The organism is Fontibacillus panacisegetis (assembly GCF_900102215.1).
In the GTDB taxonomy this organism is placed as follows: domain Bacteria; phylum Bacillota; class Bacilli; order Paenibacillales; family Paenibacillaceae; genus Fontibacillus; species Fontibacillus panacisegetis.
The window spans coordinates 29,091-45,080 of record NZ_FNBG01000001.1; the positions used below are offsets into that span (position 1 = coordinate 29,091).

Below are 15,990 nucleotides of genomic sequence, written 5' to 3' on the forward strand. Positions count from 1 at the left end.
CTTCTGCTACCAGAACATTTATCTGCTCGACCATTGTTTAAAATTTCTGGAACCGAAGTAATCCTCTCTCAGTTCAAACCTGAATGCAAATCATTACCTGTCTGTGTTCGATAAGCTCTGAAGTCATCAAATTCTTCACCTTTCCATATCCAAAGTGCTTGATTTTTGCTGCTGTAGTGATTATAGTCAACTTTATTTCCATTATTTTGGGTGAACTCGTTTGTTATCATTAGTCCATCCTCATTCGCTTTGATGTAGTTGTTGCGCAGTTCATTGAACCTTGTGTCAAAGGCCAAATTGATTTCACCATAACCAAGATGCTTGGAGGTGTTTTCAGTTAACTTATTTTCTTTAATGATACAATTTTCCGTCCTTCCACGATCTTCGTCATAGCCTCCAAGCGTAATGCCTGCCGCACTGTTGTTATAAATGCGGTTAAGCGATACCTCTACATTTGAAGTTACACCTCCGGCATGCTCACTTGCCAGTTCGATCCCAAAATCATTGTCATGAATGTCATTGTCGATGATCTTTATATCTTTGCCACCGTCAACATATATGCCAGCGGCCGAGTAGTCGTTTCCATATGCGGGATTGCCATAAGAGGAATTGTTGTATACATGATTTTCTTGAATAACACCGTTTCGCGCCTGATCTTGAACAGGGTTCGGTGCAGTACCTTCAAACCCAATGATGTCGACGCCGATATTGTTGTTATCGTGCACGATGTTCTGCATAACATGAAAACCGTCTACATTTCCATTAATCGCCATTGCTTCGCTGGCTCCCAGCTTCAGGTTGTACAACTCATTTTGGATAATGGAAATCTGGTTAAGTGGATCTGCCGAGTTACCGTAAACTGCAATGCCATGTGCATTACCGCCGCCTGCCTTCTGCCCTGCACTGGTCCCCATATCGTGAATGCGATTCCCTATAATTTCAATATTTCTGCCGCTTCCGCTCACATGAATACCGATGGGAGTGGCATCAGCGGAACTTGTATCGTAATGGCGTATTTCTAGGCCTGACACGCGTACATAGCTGGCATTGTCAATACTGATGACGCCATCTTCAACCCGCTGTACACCTTTGCCGTCCATTATTGCGATTTGCCCCTTTGCATTACACAAAGATATGTAGCCCTCGTGTAAGGATCCTGATTTTTCGATGCTTACAGTTTGGTGATATGCTCCTTCAAGAAGGATTACGGAACCGCCTGGCTCAACTAATTCGATTGCTTTCTGGATGCTGGCGAGCGGCGCATTCATAGTCCCCGGATTTGTGTCTTTGCCTTGCGGTGAAACATAATAATCCCCTGCCGGTGCTTCAACTACCGTTTCTGTAGTCATTGTTCCGGACGAATGAGTTTCCGATTGTTGTGTGACTGAATCTACTGCGTCAATAGGAAATATCTTAGCAATGAAGTAAATTGTACTTACCAACAACAAAATGAGGAGACTAGCCCAAAGGATAATCGATGTAAATTTTTTGCTCATGATACCCACATCCTTTAAATTCAATACTTACTTCGGTTGGTAACGCATTTCATTCAACTTTCCTTACCAATGACTTACTCTAATTAAACCCTAGTGCTCTTCCGACACAATTATAACGCTGCTCCTGCCAAGCCTGCCACCAGTTAGTAAATACGCTTTCTAGGGAAGCCGTGTTTCTTCGCACTCCACGCAGTGATCAACGCAATGATCAGCAGAATCAGCAGCACTCCCGGATAAGACTGTACGCCAACTAGATCCAAACCTGGTATTATCCCCTTTAAGTAGACCATTCCATTTAGTACAGTAGCAAAAAGCATCAGATTTAATAGATACGTTTTGGTTAAATTGCCCATTATCAGTTGCTTTTTCGAACAACTATTCAAACATAACGGCAATCTATTTCCGCAAAAGGATTTTCGTATCGTCTTTTCATTCAAATCACTCTTTGCCGTTTCTAAACCCTACAATATTTGCTAGCTAACTAATTTCAAACCTACTGCGGATCCGAGCACCATGGCAATAAACACAATTCTCAAAATATTCCTTGGTTCACCGTAAAATATCATACCGAGAATTGCTCCTCCGGATGCTCCTATACCTGTCCATACAGCATATGCTGTACCCATCGGCAAGGTTTTCATGGCAAAGGTCAAGAACAAAAAGCTTAATCCAAAGCCTGCAATCAACAAGAGGAATGATGTTACGTTGCGGTCTTTGTTCAATTTATTAATCATTAGGACACCAAACATTTCAAATATTCCAGCTAAAATAAGAAAAATCCAATTCATGAGTTAACCCACCTCCTTTTTCTTCTCTTTGCTTAACATTTTTAGCCCAATAACCCCCAATAACAGCACTGCAATGAGTGCTATCTTTTTCATTTGAATAGGAGAATCAAATAATATAATATCAGCGAAAACAGTACCTGCTGTACCTAAACCAACGAAAACAGCATATACAGTCCCTACCGGAAGAAAGCGTGCAGCTCTAATCATCAAGGTGAAACTTACAATGATGGCAATCACGGTAGCTCCCCATTCTAAAATCCCACTAGCATGTTTTAATCCAATGACCCACCCCACCTCAAATACCGCAGCAATAATAACGGACAACCATGTTTTGTTCATTTTTTCCACTCCCTTTTGAATTGAGCTACATAAAGTATTTATCAAGCACAGCAAAAAAATAATAAAGCCCGAGAAATAAACTGTTCAACAGTTTATCTCCCGGGCTTTTATCCCTCCGTGACACAACTACAAGTTGTGGTTATCTCTTGGACCAGCCGATATATAAAATCGCGGAACCCTAGATAACATTTAAAATTTAATTATCCTCTCGAATTATACACATCTCCTTTCAAACTTTCAAGCCTATTTTTTTCTTACTTTAAAATTTGACTAGAAAACTACATATATATAGTTTTTGTTGCAACTGCTTGTTGAAATGCCTGATCATGCTCAACAATAACCATTGTAGGATTAAATTGTTGAATAAGCTCCTCAATCTGCATGCGCGAATAAATATCGATAAAATTTAAAGGTTCATCCCAAATATATAAATGAGCTTTTTCACATAAACTTTTGGCTATAAGCAGCTTTTTCTTTTGTCCACCAGAATAATTCGATATATCTTTGTCAAATTGAATTCGGTCAAAATCCATCTTGCGCAGGATCGATTTAAATAATGGCTCATCTATCTCATGCTCTTCAATAAAGTCCGATAACTGTCCCTTCAAATGAGAAGTATCTTGCCCAACATAGGAAATGATGAGGCCAGAACCTAAATTCATTGAGCCTGTATGCTGTATTGGATTCCCTAAGATTAGTTTAAGGATACTGCTTTTCCCGCTTCCATTCTTTCCATCAAGTACAACTCGGTCACCTTGTTCAACTTTAAAGCTAATTGGCTTATTCACTATTTGGTCATCGTACTTAACAGACACGTCAGCCAAAACAAGCAACTTTTTGGATTGAATTTCCAGTGGCTCTAATTTTAATGACTCGGTTTTTTCCACATTTTTGAGCAGCTTGGACTTTTCCTCAATAGCTTTTTGTTGCCTTGATTCAAGGTTCTTTGCCCTCTTCATCATCTTTGCCGCTTTATGTCCTACATAACCCTTATCCAGCTTAGAGCCCGAATTCGTTGTCCCATTTTTGGAGGCTTCCACTTGATTGGACCAGCCTGCTGAACGCTTTGAAGACTGTTTTAATCTCCCTATGTCTTTTTGTAGACGCTGATTTGTTGCCTCTTCATGCTCCTGCTGTCTATCAAAATTTAACCTCCAGGAAGAATAGTTGCCACTTTGAACTTCAATATTTGCTCTATTTATAGATAAGATATGGTCAACGCATCCATCTAAAAAGATTCTGTCATGTGATATTAAAATAAACCCTTTTTTCTTCTTTAAATAATTAGAGACAATCTTTCGTCCATCGGTGTCTAAATGATTGGTTGGCTCATCAATCAATAAAAATTGGCCTTCATTCAAAAATAGTGCGGCAAGCAATACCTTTGTTTGTTCTCCATTGGAAAGTGTGTTGAATGGTCGGTACATGATCTCGGCATCAACATTTAGATAGGATATTTCACGAAGAAATTCCCAATCTTCCGCTTGTGGGCAAATTTCCTCAAGGATTTCATAGGTATACTTATTTTTATCCGAAACTGGATAAGGGAAATAATTAAATTCTACCGAAGCAGTGATTTTCCCGCTATACTCATAATTCCCTAATAATAGATTAAAGAATGTTGTTTTACCTCGTCCATTTCTACCGATAAATCCAAGCTTCCAATCCGTATCTATTTGAAAGTTCACACCTTCAAAAATATTGTCAAAGCTAGCTGGATATGAAAAAGATAAGTCTTGAACATGGATCATTGACATAATAATTCCTCCTTTGTATATCACACATTTTTCTATTTATACAAAGTCGGCACATCCATCTGTTTTAAATTCTCCGTATAAGTTTGATGGATATTAGCGACTTATACGGAGAATTACATGCGTAACAATAGTGTCTGAATCGCTCATTTTTTTCTCTCCTTTATTTGTTAGATTAAAGTTACAGATTAAATAAATATCAATCCTGACTATGAGAGAATAAAAAATCCCCCCAATTTTGTAATTGGAAGGATTAGTCTTTCACTTATATTAAATAAGTTCTGTTTTTGTCATAAGAATCATGACAAATAAAGTGTAAACTGATTTATAAAAATGGATAGACTAACCCTATATTTTGAAGTTTGAAGTTATTCATTTCAAATTAAAATATAGATTAGTTAATCATTGTCCATCCATCAGTCCTCTCATAATTGTATTTTTATATTAACAAATTATTTTATGGAATACAATTCAGCACGAACTTCACCTCAAGTTGCTGCTTGTTGCTCTTTTGATAATTTCCATACAATTGACCACAAGCAGCATCTATATCAATTCCAAATTGACTTCTAATGGTCACATTAATGCTTTTAATAGACTTACTATTTCTTTAGCGTGGTATTACATTTTTGCAATACCGATGTCACCTCATAAAACATACCCCATAGAGAGACTTTATGAAGTGTCTGCTCTATAGGGTGCATTTTAAATGTACCAAGGACTATTTTTACTTTCTTCGCAGGTCACTTGTTAATCAACCACTAAAACAATCTTCTTAACCTTCTACGTCTTCTCTCCAAAAGTATGATTGCCAGCAAGTCGAACAATACGAGGGGTATAATAAATGGTACAAACGTGGCATGCGCCTTGCTACCCTTGCGGTGAACTGACTCCAGCTTCAGATGCAATTTGTTCGCCGTTACTTTTACAATCGTTCCGTACAGTACAGCTCCCGTCTTTGTCTTAATACGTACAGGTTTGTTCAAATATTTACGAGCCTGCTTATAACCAACTGATGTAGCCAATCATGCCTCACCTCCTGTGTATTGACAATATATGTGCATCTCCCCTAGTGAGTGTGGGCGAGCGTCGGAGACTAGCTGTATTTGTAATGAATCAAAAGGAAACCATCCCTTATCTGACCATTCGTGAATTTGCTGAAAAGGTGCACTTTTCCCCAAGTCACATTATTAAAACTTTATCTGTTGACATTTTATGGAGGTTGCTGTATAAATTCAAAGCCAATACAAAAGACGGCTAAGGAGGATCTGCATGCACAAAGTGGTCAAAATCAGATTTACGCTCTTTTTCGGTGAAGCGCCTGAAGAAAAATGCTATGGGTACATGGAGTTAAATCATGCTGGCAATATGATCGCGCTTTACAATAAGTACGGTGAGGAAATTGATATGTACGGCGGACATGAATATGTTAGGGTACATATACTTGGCAAATTTGATGACGAAGACCGTGATAATTTTTATTCTTTGTTAGAAAGTGATGGCGTTGGATAATCACCATGAAACCAGAAACATTCACATTTCGGATAAACATTATCTACCGAAAATAGTCTACAATAATGAGCACATATGCAGCAGAAGGAAGGTTAAATCCAATGATGGTAATGCAGCAGATATCACAATCTATGAATATAGGCAAGCGCAGGAAGTCACTATTCGCCCTTCCCTTGCTAGCAGCAATCATCCTTATGGGTGGCTGTAATAACGACAGCCACCCTTCCGCTCACTCAGCAAGCGCGGTAAATGTGAACGCGGATTCCGTGCAGCCCGTCTCCTTTTGGGTCGCGACGGACACACACTATTTAGACAAAGAGCTACAGGACGGCGGAACAGCTTTTGATGCCTACGTCAGCGGCGGAGACGGTAAAATGCTGCCCTATAGCGAAGAATTAATGGAAGCTTTAGTGTACGATGTGGAGCAGAAGAAACCAGCATTCCTTATTCTCAGTGGCGATTTGACTAACAACGGAGAAGCAAGCAGCCACAAGAAGCTGGCGGAAAAGCTAAAACGAATAGAACAAGCGGGAACTTCCGTTTATGTGATTCCAGGGAATCATGATCTGAATAACCCGTGGGCCAGATCCTTCAGCGGTGACAAGCAGATCGTTGCGGAGTATCTTTCGGACGAGGATTTTGATGATCTGTATGCGGAATATGGATACGATGAGGCTCTTTCCAGAGATGAGGACAGTCTTAGCTATCTCGTGCAAGCCGCTCCCGGACTTTGGCTGCTCATGATTGACAGCGCCCAGTATGCCAAAAATGAAGAATACGGCTTCCCCCAAACGGACGGACGCATCTTGCCGTCCACGCAAGCTTGGATGGAAAAATGCGTGAAGCTCGCTGCCAAATCGCAGGCCTCCATCATCACCGTTATGCATCACAATCTGCTTGATCATACAACCATGCAGGTATCGGGCTTTCGGCTGAACAACAGTCAGGAAGCGATGAAGCTGCTGCGTCAAGGCGGGCTCAACTTAGTGCTCTCCGGTCATATTCATGTGCAGGACATCCGCCGTGACCCTGCTTACAGAGAAGGAGATGAGGCATTTCCGGTGTATGATATTGCCACCGGCGCATTTGCCGTAAATCCCCATCAATATGGGGTTATGACCTTTGATCCGTTGAGCCGGGGGGTTACTTATAATACTGCAGCTGTCGACGTCGAAGGCTGGGCTGCCGCAACCGGCAGTAACGATCCCAATCTACTCGGATTCAAATCTTATGCAGAGAAAGCCTTTGCCTCCTCTTCTTACAGCAAAGCGCTTCAGCAGCTTGAGGACAGCTCGTTCAGCACTGCGGATCGCGCCTCCATGGCGGAAACCATGGCTAAGCTAAATGTCTACTACTTCGCAGGAACAGCTGCTGAGCATTTACCGGAAATTAAAGCAATGCCGGGATTTAAGCTGTGGGAGCAGGTGCAAGGCGGCTTCATGGCAGGCTATATTAACAGCATGGTGGAGGAACAAGATGAAAGCAATGTTTCGCTTGATATGGTGCTGAACGGCAATACGCGATAACAGTAAACAAAGCGGGATTTTAGACGAAAGACTGAAAATTACAATCTGCCTAGCCCCCGACTCGTTTCATATACAATCTTTCGAAAAACCCGCTTTTTTACGCTTGAACAATACGAACCCGAGCCGTTTGTACAGCCGGATTGCGTTCACATTAGTGTCAAGCACCTCCAATACAAATTCTTTGTAGTTTAAGTTATTAAACAGATATTGTATCAGCTCGGTGGCAACTCCCTTGCCCCTTGCTTCCGCCGACGTTGTAACAGACTAGATGTAGCATTGGGCGTCTTGCAATTTGATGGGTTTTTGCAGTTCTTTCTTCAAAAAGTAATGGAGCACCATCCCTTTTAGACATCGCATGACAAGCAACAAAAAATAAATAATGGCTTGTAAGCCGAAAATCGACTCACAAGCCACTCCATTAAATAAAATATATTATTACTTATGTTCATAAGACACGAAATTATTGTGCTGATGTATCAATGCCTATCGTATTTGTTTTTGAATCGAATGTTAAAGATATCCCGAGTGCTTGTGCGATATCACGAAGCTTGAAGTAGTTGTTCCCTTCAATCTTATATGCGGCGATCTCTATCTCCTCATCATTAAGGTAAACCTTAGACGTTGATAATGTAGCTGTCTTAGCTTTTGGATTATTGGATACTGCCAGTTCTCCTCCTTGGGCGGTATATGCTTCACCCGATGTCAGGCTTATGGCGTTATGCTCACCATCCCAACCCACTTCAAAGCCCTTTGCGGTTCCGTTCACTGCCATAGCGATGTCACGAAGCTTAAAGAAGTTGTTGTTGTTAATATTATATGCTTCAAAAGAAACTTGCTTGCCATCAACTAAAACCTTTGATACTGAAGCTTTGGCAGTCGCAGTTACCAGTGGATTTGCAGCAGGCTCTGATTTGGGTTCAACTGGTTTAGTAGTCGGCTCATCAGGATTCGAAGTCGATGCAGATGCGCCGTCTGAAACTTGGTAAATGATTTTTGTGGACTTATCAGCATTGCCAAAGCTAAATACATAATAAAGATCACAAGTAAAGCCACCATATCTCTTGTAAAGTTTTGTGGTTGCTGTTTGATTAGCCTCAATTTCACTTACAGCTTCTTCTGAGCCGTCTATTTCCCAGAATAAGGAACCGCCATTGCTTCCATCTATCGTATAATAACTTACTGAAGCACTCATTTTTTCCTTTGGTGTGAATTTGATTTCAGCACCATCTTTCACCAGAACAATTTTATAGTTTTGCTCTGCTAGAATATCTCTGAATTGTTGATTGTCATCAAATTCTTCAATTTCGATTTTATTCGATTGCTTACCTGCTTCACCAGACAATGAATAAGTGTACTTGTCAGCAGGAACCTCTGCAGCTATTGCAGGAATTGAAGTGAATACGAGCATAAAGACTGAGAGCATCAGAGCCAAAGAAACAAATGTTTTTCTTCTCATAAAACGGCCTCCCAAAATATGTAATTGTGTCTGTAGACTCTCATAATAATACTTTAGACCCATTTCTATATCTATGACAAATGCTATATTCAGATAAAAAATCGTATATATGAATAAAATGTGTAGGCACAAATGAAAGCGATTGATGGAATCTAATACTCTGGCAATCATTCCATTTGCTACATCAAACCAACTGCGTCACCTGCATAAATCTTGCCATCCGCTCCAGCACCTTCTCCAAATCGACGAGCGAGGCAGCATAAGAGCAGCGAATAAAGCCCTCTCCGCCCGATCCGAATACATGCCCCGGGACGACCCCGACCTTTGCTTCCTTCAGAAGCCGAAGAGCAAATTGCTCTGAGGACATCCCGGTAGAAGCAATGGAAGGGAAGGCATAGAAAGCCCCCTCCGGCTCGTGACATGCCAGACCAATTGCATTCAAGCCGGCTACAAACAGCTTGCGGCGTTCATTGTAGCTCGCTATCATCTCATCCTTGGCAGTCATGCCATAACGCAGGGATTCAAGTGCAGCGATCTGTGCAATTGTAGGGGCGCACATAGCCGTGTACTGGTGGATTTTCAGCATGCCGGCGATCAGTTCCCCCGGTCCGCAGGCATAGCCTACCCGCCAGCCTGTCATCGCGAACGCTTTGGAAAAGCCGCTGATGACAATTGTACGCTCCCTCATGCCCGGTAATGCGGCAATACTGACATGTTTTCTCCCGAAGGTCAGCTCGGCGTAAACTTCATCCGAAATAACTACCAAATTATGTTGGATAATGAGCTCTACAATCGGCAGCCAATCCTGCTCGGTCATAACTGTGCCGGTTGGATTGCATGGATAATTAATCATCAAAACTTTTGAATGAGGTGTGATCGCTGCTTGCAGTGCTTGAGGGGTCAGCTTGAACTGCTCCTCATCCTTAGCTTCTACCTCCACAATGTTACCCCCATGCAAATGAGTAATCGGTTCATACGCAATATAGCTTGGCGCAGGTATTAGGACTTCATCACCCGGATTGATCACTGCACGTAGTGCCAGGTCTACAGCCTCACTGCTCCCCACCGTCACGATGATTTCCTGCTCGGGATCGTAAGTAACTGCAAAGCTGCTGGCATAATATGCTGAAAGCTCCTCACGCAGCTCCATCAAGCCCTTGTTTGAGGTGTACTTCGTCTTCCCGTCGCGTAATGCCTGGATGCAAGCTTCACGTACCTTTTCCGGTGTAACGAAATCCGGCTCACCAACCCCAAGGGAGATTGTATCGCCGCCTACATTATTTATTTCAAAAAAAGCGCGAATTCCCGACGGCCGGATATCCCGTACACGCGAGGATAAAAATTGCCCTGCAATCTTTTCACTATACATGCTGCTCCCCCCGCTCCTGTCCCCGTTCGCGAAGCGAGCAGGTAATAATTCGATCCAGCAGCTGTGTAAAGCTCATGCCTGCTGCTGCCGCGCTCTTGGGGAGCAGGCTGCCGGCAGTCATTCCCGGTAAGGTATTGACTTCCAGTACATAAGGGATACCCTGACACAGGATCATATCGACCCTGGCATAAACTTTGCACTGCAGCAGCCGATAGCTGGCAAGCGCCGCCTCGCGCACACGCTGATGGATGGCGGGTGCCAGCTCGATCACCTTCTCTTCAGCGCGGTCTACCTCATATTTTGCCGTGTAATCAAACCACTCCGAATGAGTGGAGCGAATGCCGATTATCGGCAACAGCTCGCCATCTATAATCGAACAGGTGAGCTCCATCCCTTGAATATACGGCTCAATTAAGATCGTTTGATCCAAAGTGAAGGACTCTTGAACAGCCGTCAGTAATTCTGTCTCATGATGAACAAGCTGGATGCCGATGCTAGATCCCCCCGAATTCGGCTTGACAATTACCGGATAACCTATCCGTTCCACCGCCCGCGGATCATAGTCGTCCATCCTCTGCCAGCAAAGGCCAGTCGGCGTACTCACGCCCGCTGCCGTAAGCAGCATCTTAGTCAGACGCTTGTTCATACACAGGCTGCTTGCCAGAATACCGCTGCCTGTATACGGAATCCCCAGTGTCTCAAGCGCTCCCTGTATCGTGCCATCCTCGCCATATTGACCATGCAGAGCCAACAGCGCGAGATCAATTTCTGCCTGTTGTATCTGTCTGATTAAATCCACTCGCTGATTGATTACAATGGGGACCGCCGTATAGCGATCTGGATCCAAATGACGGATCATTTCTTGACCTGTCCGTAGAGAAACCTCCCACTCCGAGGAAACACCACCCATAATAATACCAATCCTCATTATGACACCTCATTTGTCTGTAATTATCTTTATGCCTATAGAAAGCCGCGCACCTGCTGACCGATTATTCGAATACCCTTCTCGATATTTTCATCCGTTACTCGTGAAAAACCTAGTCGCAATGTGTTCGTACCTTCGCCTTCTTGAATAAAAAATCTGTCACCCGGTGTAAAAATAACCCCCTGCTCTGTGCAAGCTTCCAGCAGATGGCGGGTATTCACACCAGTGGGGAAGGTAAGAAAAATATGCAAGCCCCCGTCGCCTGACAGCTTCGCCTCGGGAAGATATGCATCGCAGCACGCTTTTGTCAGTTCATATTTGCGTTTGTATTCCATACGTGCTTTTTTTACATATTTATCGAAATTTCCATTCAGCAAATACTGATATAATATCGATTGGTCGATTGTTGATGTATGAATGCTGCGCGCACGCTTTATGCTTTCAAGGTTGTTGATCAGCGCTTGGTCTCCAAGCACCCAGCCCACTCGCAAACCAGGGAACAGCACCTTGGAGAGGCTGCCGATATAGATGACTCCGTTTCCCTGTCCGGCGGTCGCTATTAATGGGGCAATATGCGCTCCCGAGTAGCGAAGCTCCTCATTAAATCCATCCTCAATGACCGGTATCTGGTAGCGCATCATTAATTTCATAACAGCGCTGCGCTTTGCCGGTGACATGACGATCCCTGTAGGATTGTGATAGGAAGGGGTCAAATAGGCCAGATCAAAGCGGCTTGCCCCACTCTGCAACACAGCCTCAAGCTGCTCCACATCAATACCGTCATGCTCCATTGGAATACCAGTAATTTCAAAGCCTTGCAGCTTCAAATTTTTGATTGCTGTGTGATGGGTTGGATTTTCACAAATTGCCGCTCCGGAGCGTGCAGAAGGACGCAGTGCCGACAATACAATGTCAAAGCCTTCCGTAAATCCGCTTGTGATCAGCATATCCTTGCCGCTTGTATCGACGCCTTTATTCTCCATGTAACGCATCAGGTAATCGATCAGCGGCTTGTAGCCTTTCGCATAGCCGTAGTTGAGCAGCACCTGTCCTTCGATGGCCATCCTATCCATGAAAGCACGCTTTACATCCCCCAGATCGAACAGCTGCTCATCCGGAGCGATGCTTGTAAACGAGATGGCTCCTTTTTTAGCGCGAATCCCCTGCTTCATGATATCCAGCTCTACAGCCGATACAGCATATTCGTTCATCCTTGCCTTCCAGTCGATCTGCCAGGCGGCGGAGACATCAGCTCCTCCATGATCTGATGTCATAGGCTCCAGCATAGCAGCCACATAACTGCCTTTGCCTGGAACCGTATACGTATATCCGTCATCCTCCAGGCCCTCATAGGCTGCAATGAGTGTATTGCGGCTCACCTTTAGCAGACCACTCATTTCTCGTGTGGAGGGCAGCTTTTGATTCGCCTGAAGCGCACCTTTTATAATTAATCGCTTGATATATTCTTTCACTTGTATCGCGACCGGACGGTCATCAACGAGCTTGAAATCCTGAAACATTCTTCATCGCCCCCGTCTATAATGATGGCATAGGAATTGAAAGAAAAAAAGAACCACCTCGCAGGATTTTTCATCCCTAGGTGGTTCTTCCTCACTTAGCTAAGTTAATCATACAGTTGCTTTTTTAGTTAACAAATGCCTAGATATGATAATGACTTTTGAAATCGAAAATGTCATCAACAGCTTGATGATACCCGCCTGATTTTCGAAAGGATTCCCTAAAAGATGTTTGAAACACGATATCCAGTGCGGGAGACAGAAGAAAAGTAGCCTATTTCCTTGTTCTTTGGGGCGGGGTTCCCCGCCCCAAAGAACATCCACACCGACTAACGAACACCCGAGAAGTTACTGTCTACTCTTTTACACAAACTTCTTTTATTTTTTTGTTCTGTGTATCTTCTTTCTTTTCAATAAATCCATTAATCTCAAGTTTCTTTATAGCGCGAGCAGCTGTTGTTCGGTCTATCTTTATCATTTCAGCTAACTTCTCTTGAATGATTCCCGGGTTTTCACATATTCGTACAATGTACAAGTACTGTCCTTTTGTAAGATCATATTCTTTAAATTCGATATTACTTATAGAATCTAATGCCCTTGCGATCATTCCAATTTCACCAAGGATTTTCTTCATAATTAACTCCTTAGCGCTTTTATTTTGTTGTAAACTCAACAAAAAATGATACAAATTTAATTCAACCCAGCTTTATTGCATTTGCAATAAAAATATTGATAAAGAGGTCGAATAAACAGAAATTGGCATCAATAATTCGCATTGATTTTTCGTACATTTTAGACTTTTAATAAGGACAATATCGTTAAAACAAAAAAAGCCGCATATATGCGACTTTTGGAGCTTTCCTGCTGTTCCAGCAATAGGCGTGCAATGCCAATCGGTGATGCGAATCTCCGGATATCCCCCTACTACAATATCCCTCATTATAAATGTGACATATACTCAAATGCTGTTATACCATATACACTTTTAAAATGTTTGTTTAGATGAGTTAAATCAACAAAACCGTAGGCACTTACTGCTGAATAAACATCTTTATTCTTCTCGATTAAACGCTTTGCACGTTCGATTTTGCAGTTGAGAAAGTATTGGTAAGGTGAAATTCCAGTATGTGCCTTGAATAATCGGATAAACTGAAACTTTGATAAATGAAGCTCACTGCTGATCTCATCAAGTTTAAGCACATGTTCCAGATTGGCATGAAGCATATCCTTAGCTTTGTGAATCAGCACATGTTCCTTCCTATCATCAGTCGAAAGCTTCGTTTCAATAAGGCTATTTGTGAGTGACAAGAATAACTCACTACACAACGCCTCATCTTTTTCGCTTAATATTGCTTTGGAAAGGCTTACTATTCGTTGTTCAAGCTGAGCATCATACACAATCGGGGTTAAAAACCTTGGAGTATCCTTTTTTTCTATGACTTCCATAAGTAGTTGGGGATCAAAATAAAGCATGACATAATCCAGACCTGTCCGATCATGTGCCATTCCATCATGGGCCTGTTCCGGATTAAAGAGCATGACACCATTCTGATAGGACAATTGTAAGCTCCCCTCCAAGTTATACTCTTGAATCCCACGCAATGTAACGCCAATGGCATACTCCTGGTGAGCGTGCTTTTTATAGGTGAAATCAGTCATGCTTGCCGACAACGCGGTAATACCTGCCCTTTTTTTATATATAAATTTGTTCAATCCATTCACCTCTTCATAAGCTTCCCTACATCCAAATCATGATTGCAGCATAAGCAAGAGATAATGCCATAAGTATATTAACAAACTTGTTATGCCTCTGTAAAAACGCCTTGAATATGGTCCCGAAAAACACCCACGTAATAAATGCCAGAAATCCAATGGTTGTAATCGCTAGAATACTTATCGTCATCGCTGTGCTTGAACTATAGTTCGGCATAATAAAAGTTGGAATTACAGTCATTGTAAAGAGCACTACTTTTGGATTTAGAAACTGCATAAGTAAGCCTGACAAAAAAGTAGCTGTTTCTTTTTCAGTAGAGTTTGATACATCCATTTTGTAAATCATATAAGCAAGATATAGCATATATATGCTTCCAATGATCTGCATCACAATAATTATTTTTGGTATGAACGTAATGAGTATCGTATTTAACATAGCGGAAATAACCAGTAATAAGCCAAAACCAACCGTTGCTCCATACGTATAGTTCATTGCTTTTTTCGCTCCGTGATTATGCACGGTGGACAATATAACAATATTTGTAGGTCCAGGTGTAAATGTAGCAATCATACAGTAAAACAAAATAGTTGTAATATTCATGAGAACCCCTCTCTCTGGCTATTCTCATATATTACATCCTAATTTAAAGACCCTATAGTATATTATTGCAAAAATTGAGCGTCATGCACCATGGGACTGTGTGGAAAAGATAGCATGACAGACTTGATCGTGCTCTACATTCCGGGCAACTTGTCTCATCTCGATACAAAGACAAAAAACTGCTATCATATCTAATAGAGAACATCCATAATAATGGCCATTTTCAGGTAAGTAAAGGAGAATAAATGAACAACCCAATAAATATTCTAGTTGCTGAGGACGACAGCTACATCAGCCGATTGCTGTGTAGCATTATTAAGAAAAGTGGCTACTTTGCCCAACCCGCTTATTCGGGAACGGAGGCCCTTCTCTATCTGGAGCAGCGTCCATGGAGCATGTTGCTGCTCGATCTGATGTTGCCTGGCATGACGGGAGAGGAACTACTCCAGCACATCGATGGACGGGACGATATGCCGGTTATTATCATATCGGCCAAGGGTGAGCCTCATACGAAGGTGTCTGCCCTGCGCGGGGGCGCGGACGATTTCATTACGAAGCCCTTCGACGTCGAGGAAGTCTCTGCAAGAATCGATTCCCATCTGCGCTTGTATGCCCGGATCGCGCAACCGGTTTTGTCTACCGTGCAGCGACATAAGGGACTAGTACTTGATCGGGATGAAATGTCGGTTACAGTAGATGGGGCTGAACTGACACTAACAGCTCGAGAGTTTGAGATTCTCTCGTTGCTTTTGTCGGCCCCGAAGAAGGTGTTTACGAAATCCAATTTGTATGAACGGGTCTGGCGCGAGCCATTCTGTGGAGATGACAATACGATCAATGTCCATATGAGCAATTTGCGCAGCAAGCTAGCTAAGGCTGCTCCAGGATGCGAATTTATCGAGACGGTATGGGGTATGGGTTATCGGATCAAGCCTTAAGACATTCTTAAGATTTGGCTTAAGCACTTCTTATGTTTTAGTATCTATACTTG

Annotated in this window: 15 protein-coding genes, 2 pseudogenes and 1 riboswitch; of the genes and pseudogenes, 3 read left to right on the forward strand and 14 right to left on the reverse strand. The window is 42.4% G+C overall.

Annotation, left to right across the window (positions count from 1 at the left end; translation table 11 throughout):
- Positions 1 to 68: 68 nt before the first annotated feature.
- The 6 genes from BLS49_RS00140 to BLS49_RS00165 form a co-directional block, all read right to left on the reverse strand.
- Entirely contained in the window at positions 69 to 1,496 is a 1,428-nt protein-coding gene (locus BLS49_RS00140; protein WP_091225702.1) for a DUF1565 domain-containing protein, read from the reverse strand.
- Positions 1,497 to 1,639: 143 nt separating this feature from the next.
- Positions 1,640 to 1,849: a hypothetical protein gene (locus BLS49_RS24960; RefSeq protein ID WP_091225703.1), complete on the reverse strand. Its 210-nt coding sequence runs from the start codon at positions 1,847 to 1,849 to the stop codon at positions 1,640 to 1,642.
- Positions 1,850 to 1,969: 120 nt separating this feature from the next.
- Positions 1,970 to 2,284: a DMT family transporter gene (locus tag BLS49_RS00150; protein WP_091225705.1), complete on the reverse strand. Its 315-nt coding sequence runs from the start codon at positions 2,282 to 2,284 to the stop codon at positions 1,970 to 1,972.
- Positions 2,285 to 2,287: 3 nt separating this feature from the next.
- Positions 2,288 to 2,623: a DMT family transporter gene (locus BLS49_RS00155; RefSeq protein WP_091225707.1), complete on the reverse strand. Its 336-nt coding sequence runs from the start codon at positions 2,621 to 2,623 to the stop codon at positions 2,288 to 2,290.
- A gap of 94 nt (positions 2,624 to 2,717) precedes the next feature.
- Positions 2,718 to 2,816: riboswitch (guanidine-I (ykkC/yxkD leader) on the reverse strand.
- Between the two features lie 85 nt (positions 2,817 to 2,901).
- Positions 2,902 to 4,380: an Lsa family ABC-F type ribosomal protection protein gene (locus BLS49_RS00160; RefSeq protein WP_091225708.1), complete on the reverse strand. Its 1,479-nt coding sequence runs from the start codon at positions 4,378 to 4,380 to the stop codon at positions 2,902 to 2,904.
- A gap of 758 nt (positions 4,381 to 5,138) precedes the next feature.
- Positions 5,139 to 5,402, reverse strand: a complete 264-nt coding sequence (locus tag BLS49_RS00165) for a hypothetical protein (RefSeq protein ID WP_091225710.1) — start codon at positions 5,400 to 5,402, stop codon at positions 5,139 to 5,141.
- Between the two features lie 247 nt (positions 5,403 to 5,649).
- Between BLS49_RS00165 and BLS49_RS00170 the strand changes: the two genes are divergently transcribed.
- A complete protein-coding gene (locus tag BLS49_RS00170) occupies positions 5,650 to 5,889 on the forward strand; it encodes a hypothetical protein (protein ID WP_091225712.1) in 240 nt (79 codons plus the stop codon).
- Positions 5,890 to 5,954: 65 nt separating this feature from the next.
- Complete coding sequence (locus BLS49_RS00175) at positions 5,955 to 7,415, forward strand: metallophosphoesterase (protein WP_091225714.1); 1,461 nt, start codon at positions 5,955 to 5,957, stop codon at positions 7,413 to 7,415.
- Positions 7,416 to 7,481: 66 nt separating this feature from the next.
- Here BLS49_RS00175 and BLS49_RS25665 read toward each other — a convergent pair.
- From BLS49_RS25665 to BLS49_RS00215, 8 genes and pseudogenes are all read right to left on the reverse strand, one after another.
- Positions 7,482 to 7,664, reverse strand: a pseudogene (locus tag BLS49_RS25665) (GNAT family N-acetyltransferase); the annotation flags it as partial.
- A 211-nt stretch (positions 7,665 to 7,875) separates the two neighbouring features.
- Positions 7,876 to 8,871, reverse strand: coding sequence for a stalk domain-containing protein (locus BLS49_RS00185; RefSeq protein ID WP_175471251.1), 996 nt, complete (start codon positions 8,869 to 8,871; stop codon positions 7,876 to 7,878).
- 184 nt (positions 8,872 to 9,055) lie between these two features.
- Positions 9,056 to 10,240, reverse strand: a complete 1,185-nt coding sequence (locus tag BLS49_RS00190) for an aminotransferase class I/II-fold pyridoxal phosphate-dependent enzyme (protein ID WP_091225717.1) — start codon at positions 10,238 to 10,240, stop codon at positions 9,056 to 9,058.
- Positions 10,233 to 11,168 carry a D-alanine--D-alanine ligase gene (locus BLS49_RS00195; RefSeq protein WP_091225719.1) on the reverse strand — a complete coding sequence of 312 codons (936 nt, stop codon included), beginning with the start codon at positions 11,166 to 11,168 and terminating at the stop codon, positions 10,233 to 10,235. The genes BLS49_RS00190 and BLS49_RS00195 overlap by 8 nt, the downstream gene beginning before the upstream one ends.
- Before the next feature lie 35 nt (positions 11,169 to 11,203).
- Positions 11,204 to 12,688, reverse strand: coding sequence for an aminotransferase-like domain-containing protein (locus BLS49_RS00200; protein ID WP_091225721.1), 1,485 nt, complete (start codon positions 12,686 to 12,688; stop codon positions 11,204 to 11,206).
- 367 nt (positions 12,689 to 13,055) lie between these two features.
- Positions 13,056 to 13,319: pseudogene (locus BLS49_RS00205) on the reverse strand (MarR family transcriptional regulator); the annotation flags it as partial.
- A gap of 305 nt (positions 13,320 to 13,624) precedes the next feature.
- Entirely contained in the window at positions 13,625 to 14,398 is a 774-nt protein-coding gene (locus tag BLS49_RS00210; RefSeq protein WP_091225725.1) for an AraC family transcriptional regulator, read from the reverse strand.
- Positions 14,399 to 14,423: 25 nt separating this feature from the next.
- Entirely contained in the window at positions 14,424 to 14,999 is a 576-nt protein-coding gene (locus BLS49_RS00215) for a LysE family translocator (protein WP_091225726.1), read from the reverse strand.
- Positions 15,000 to 15,244: 245 nt separating this feature from the next.
- On the opposite strand from BLS49_RS00215, the gene BLS49_RS00220 reads away from it, so the two are divergent.
- Positions 15,245 to 15,937 carry a response regulator transcription factor gene (locus tag BLS49_RS00220; RefSeq protein ID WP_091225728.1) on the forward strand — a complete coding sequence of 231 codons (693 nt, stop codon included), beginning with the start codon at positions 15,245 to 15,247 and terminating at the stop codon, positions 15,935 to 15,937.
- Positions 15,938 to 15,990 lie beyond the last annotated feature (53 nt).

What these genes read in the sequence shown, in the direction of transcription:
- BLS49_RS00175 (WP_091225714.1), top strand. Translation starts at nt 5,955, where the DNA reads ATGAGCACATATGCAGCAGAAGGAAGGTTAAATCCAATGATGGTAATG.
- BLS49_RS00155 (WP_091225707.1), bottom strand. Translation starts at nt 2,623, where the DNA reads ATGAACAAAACATGGTTGTCCGTTATTATTGCTGCGGTATTTGAGGTG.
- BLS49_RS00185 (WP_175471251.1), bottom strand. Translation starts at nt 8,871, where the DNA reads ATGAGAAGAAAAACATTTGTTTCTTTGGCTCTGATGCTCTCAGTCTTT.
- BLS49_RS00195 (WP_091225719.1), bottom strand. Translation starts at nt 11,168, where the DNA reads ATGAGGATTGGTATTATTATGGGTGGTGTTTCCTCGGAGTGGGAGGTT.
- BLS49_RS00190 (WP_091225717.1), bottom strand. Translation starts at nt 10,240, where the DNA reads ATGTATAGTGAAAAGATTGCAGGGCAATTTTTATCCTCGCGTGTACGG.
- BLS49_RS00170 (WP_091225712.1), top strand. Translation starts at nt 5,650, where the DNA reads ATGCACAAAGTGGTCAAAATCAGATTTACGCTCTTTTTCGGTGAAGCG.
- BLS49_RS00160 (WP_091225708.1), bottom strand. Translation starts at nt 4,380, where the DNA reads ATGTCAATGATCCATGTTCAAGACTTATCTTTTTCATATCCAGCTAGC.
- BLS49_RS24960 (WP_091225703.1), bottom strand. Translation starts at nt 1,849, where the DNA reads ATGGGCAATTTAACCAAAACGTATCTATTAAATCTGATGCTTTTTGCT.
- BLS49_RS00200 (WP_091225721.1), bottom strand. Translation starts at nt 12,688, where the DNA reads ATGTTTCAGGATTTCAAGCTCGTTGATGACCGTCCGGTCGCGATACAA.
- BLS49_RS00215 (WP_091225726.1), bottom strand. Translation starts at nt 14,999, where the DNA reads ATGAATATTACAACTATTTTGTTTTACTGTATGATTGCTACATTTACA.
- BLS49_RS00220 (WP_091225728.1), top strand. Translation starts at nt 15,245, where the DNA reads ATGAACAACCCAATAAATATTCTAGTTGCTGAGGACGACAGCTACATC.
- BLS49_RS00140 (WP_091225702.1), bottom strand. Translation starts at nt 1,496, where the DNA reads ATGAGCAAAAAATTTACATCGATTATCCTTTGGGCTAGTCTCCTCATT.
- BLS49_RS00150 (WP_091225705.1), bottom strand. Translation starts at nt 2,284, where the DNA reads ATGAATTGGATTTTTCTTATTTTAGCTGGAATATTTGAAATGTTTGGT.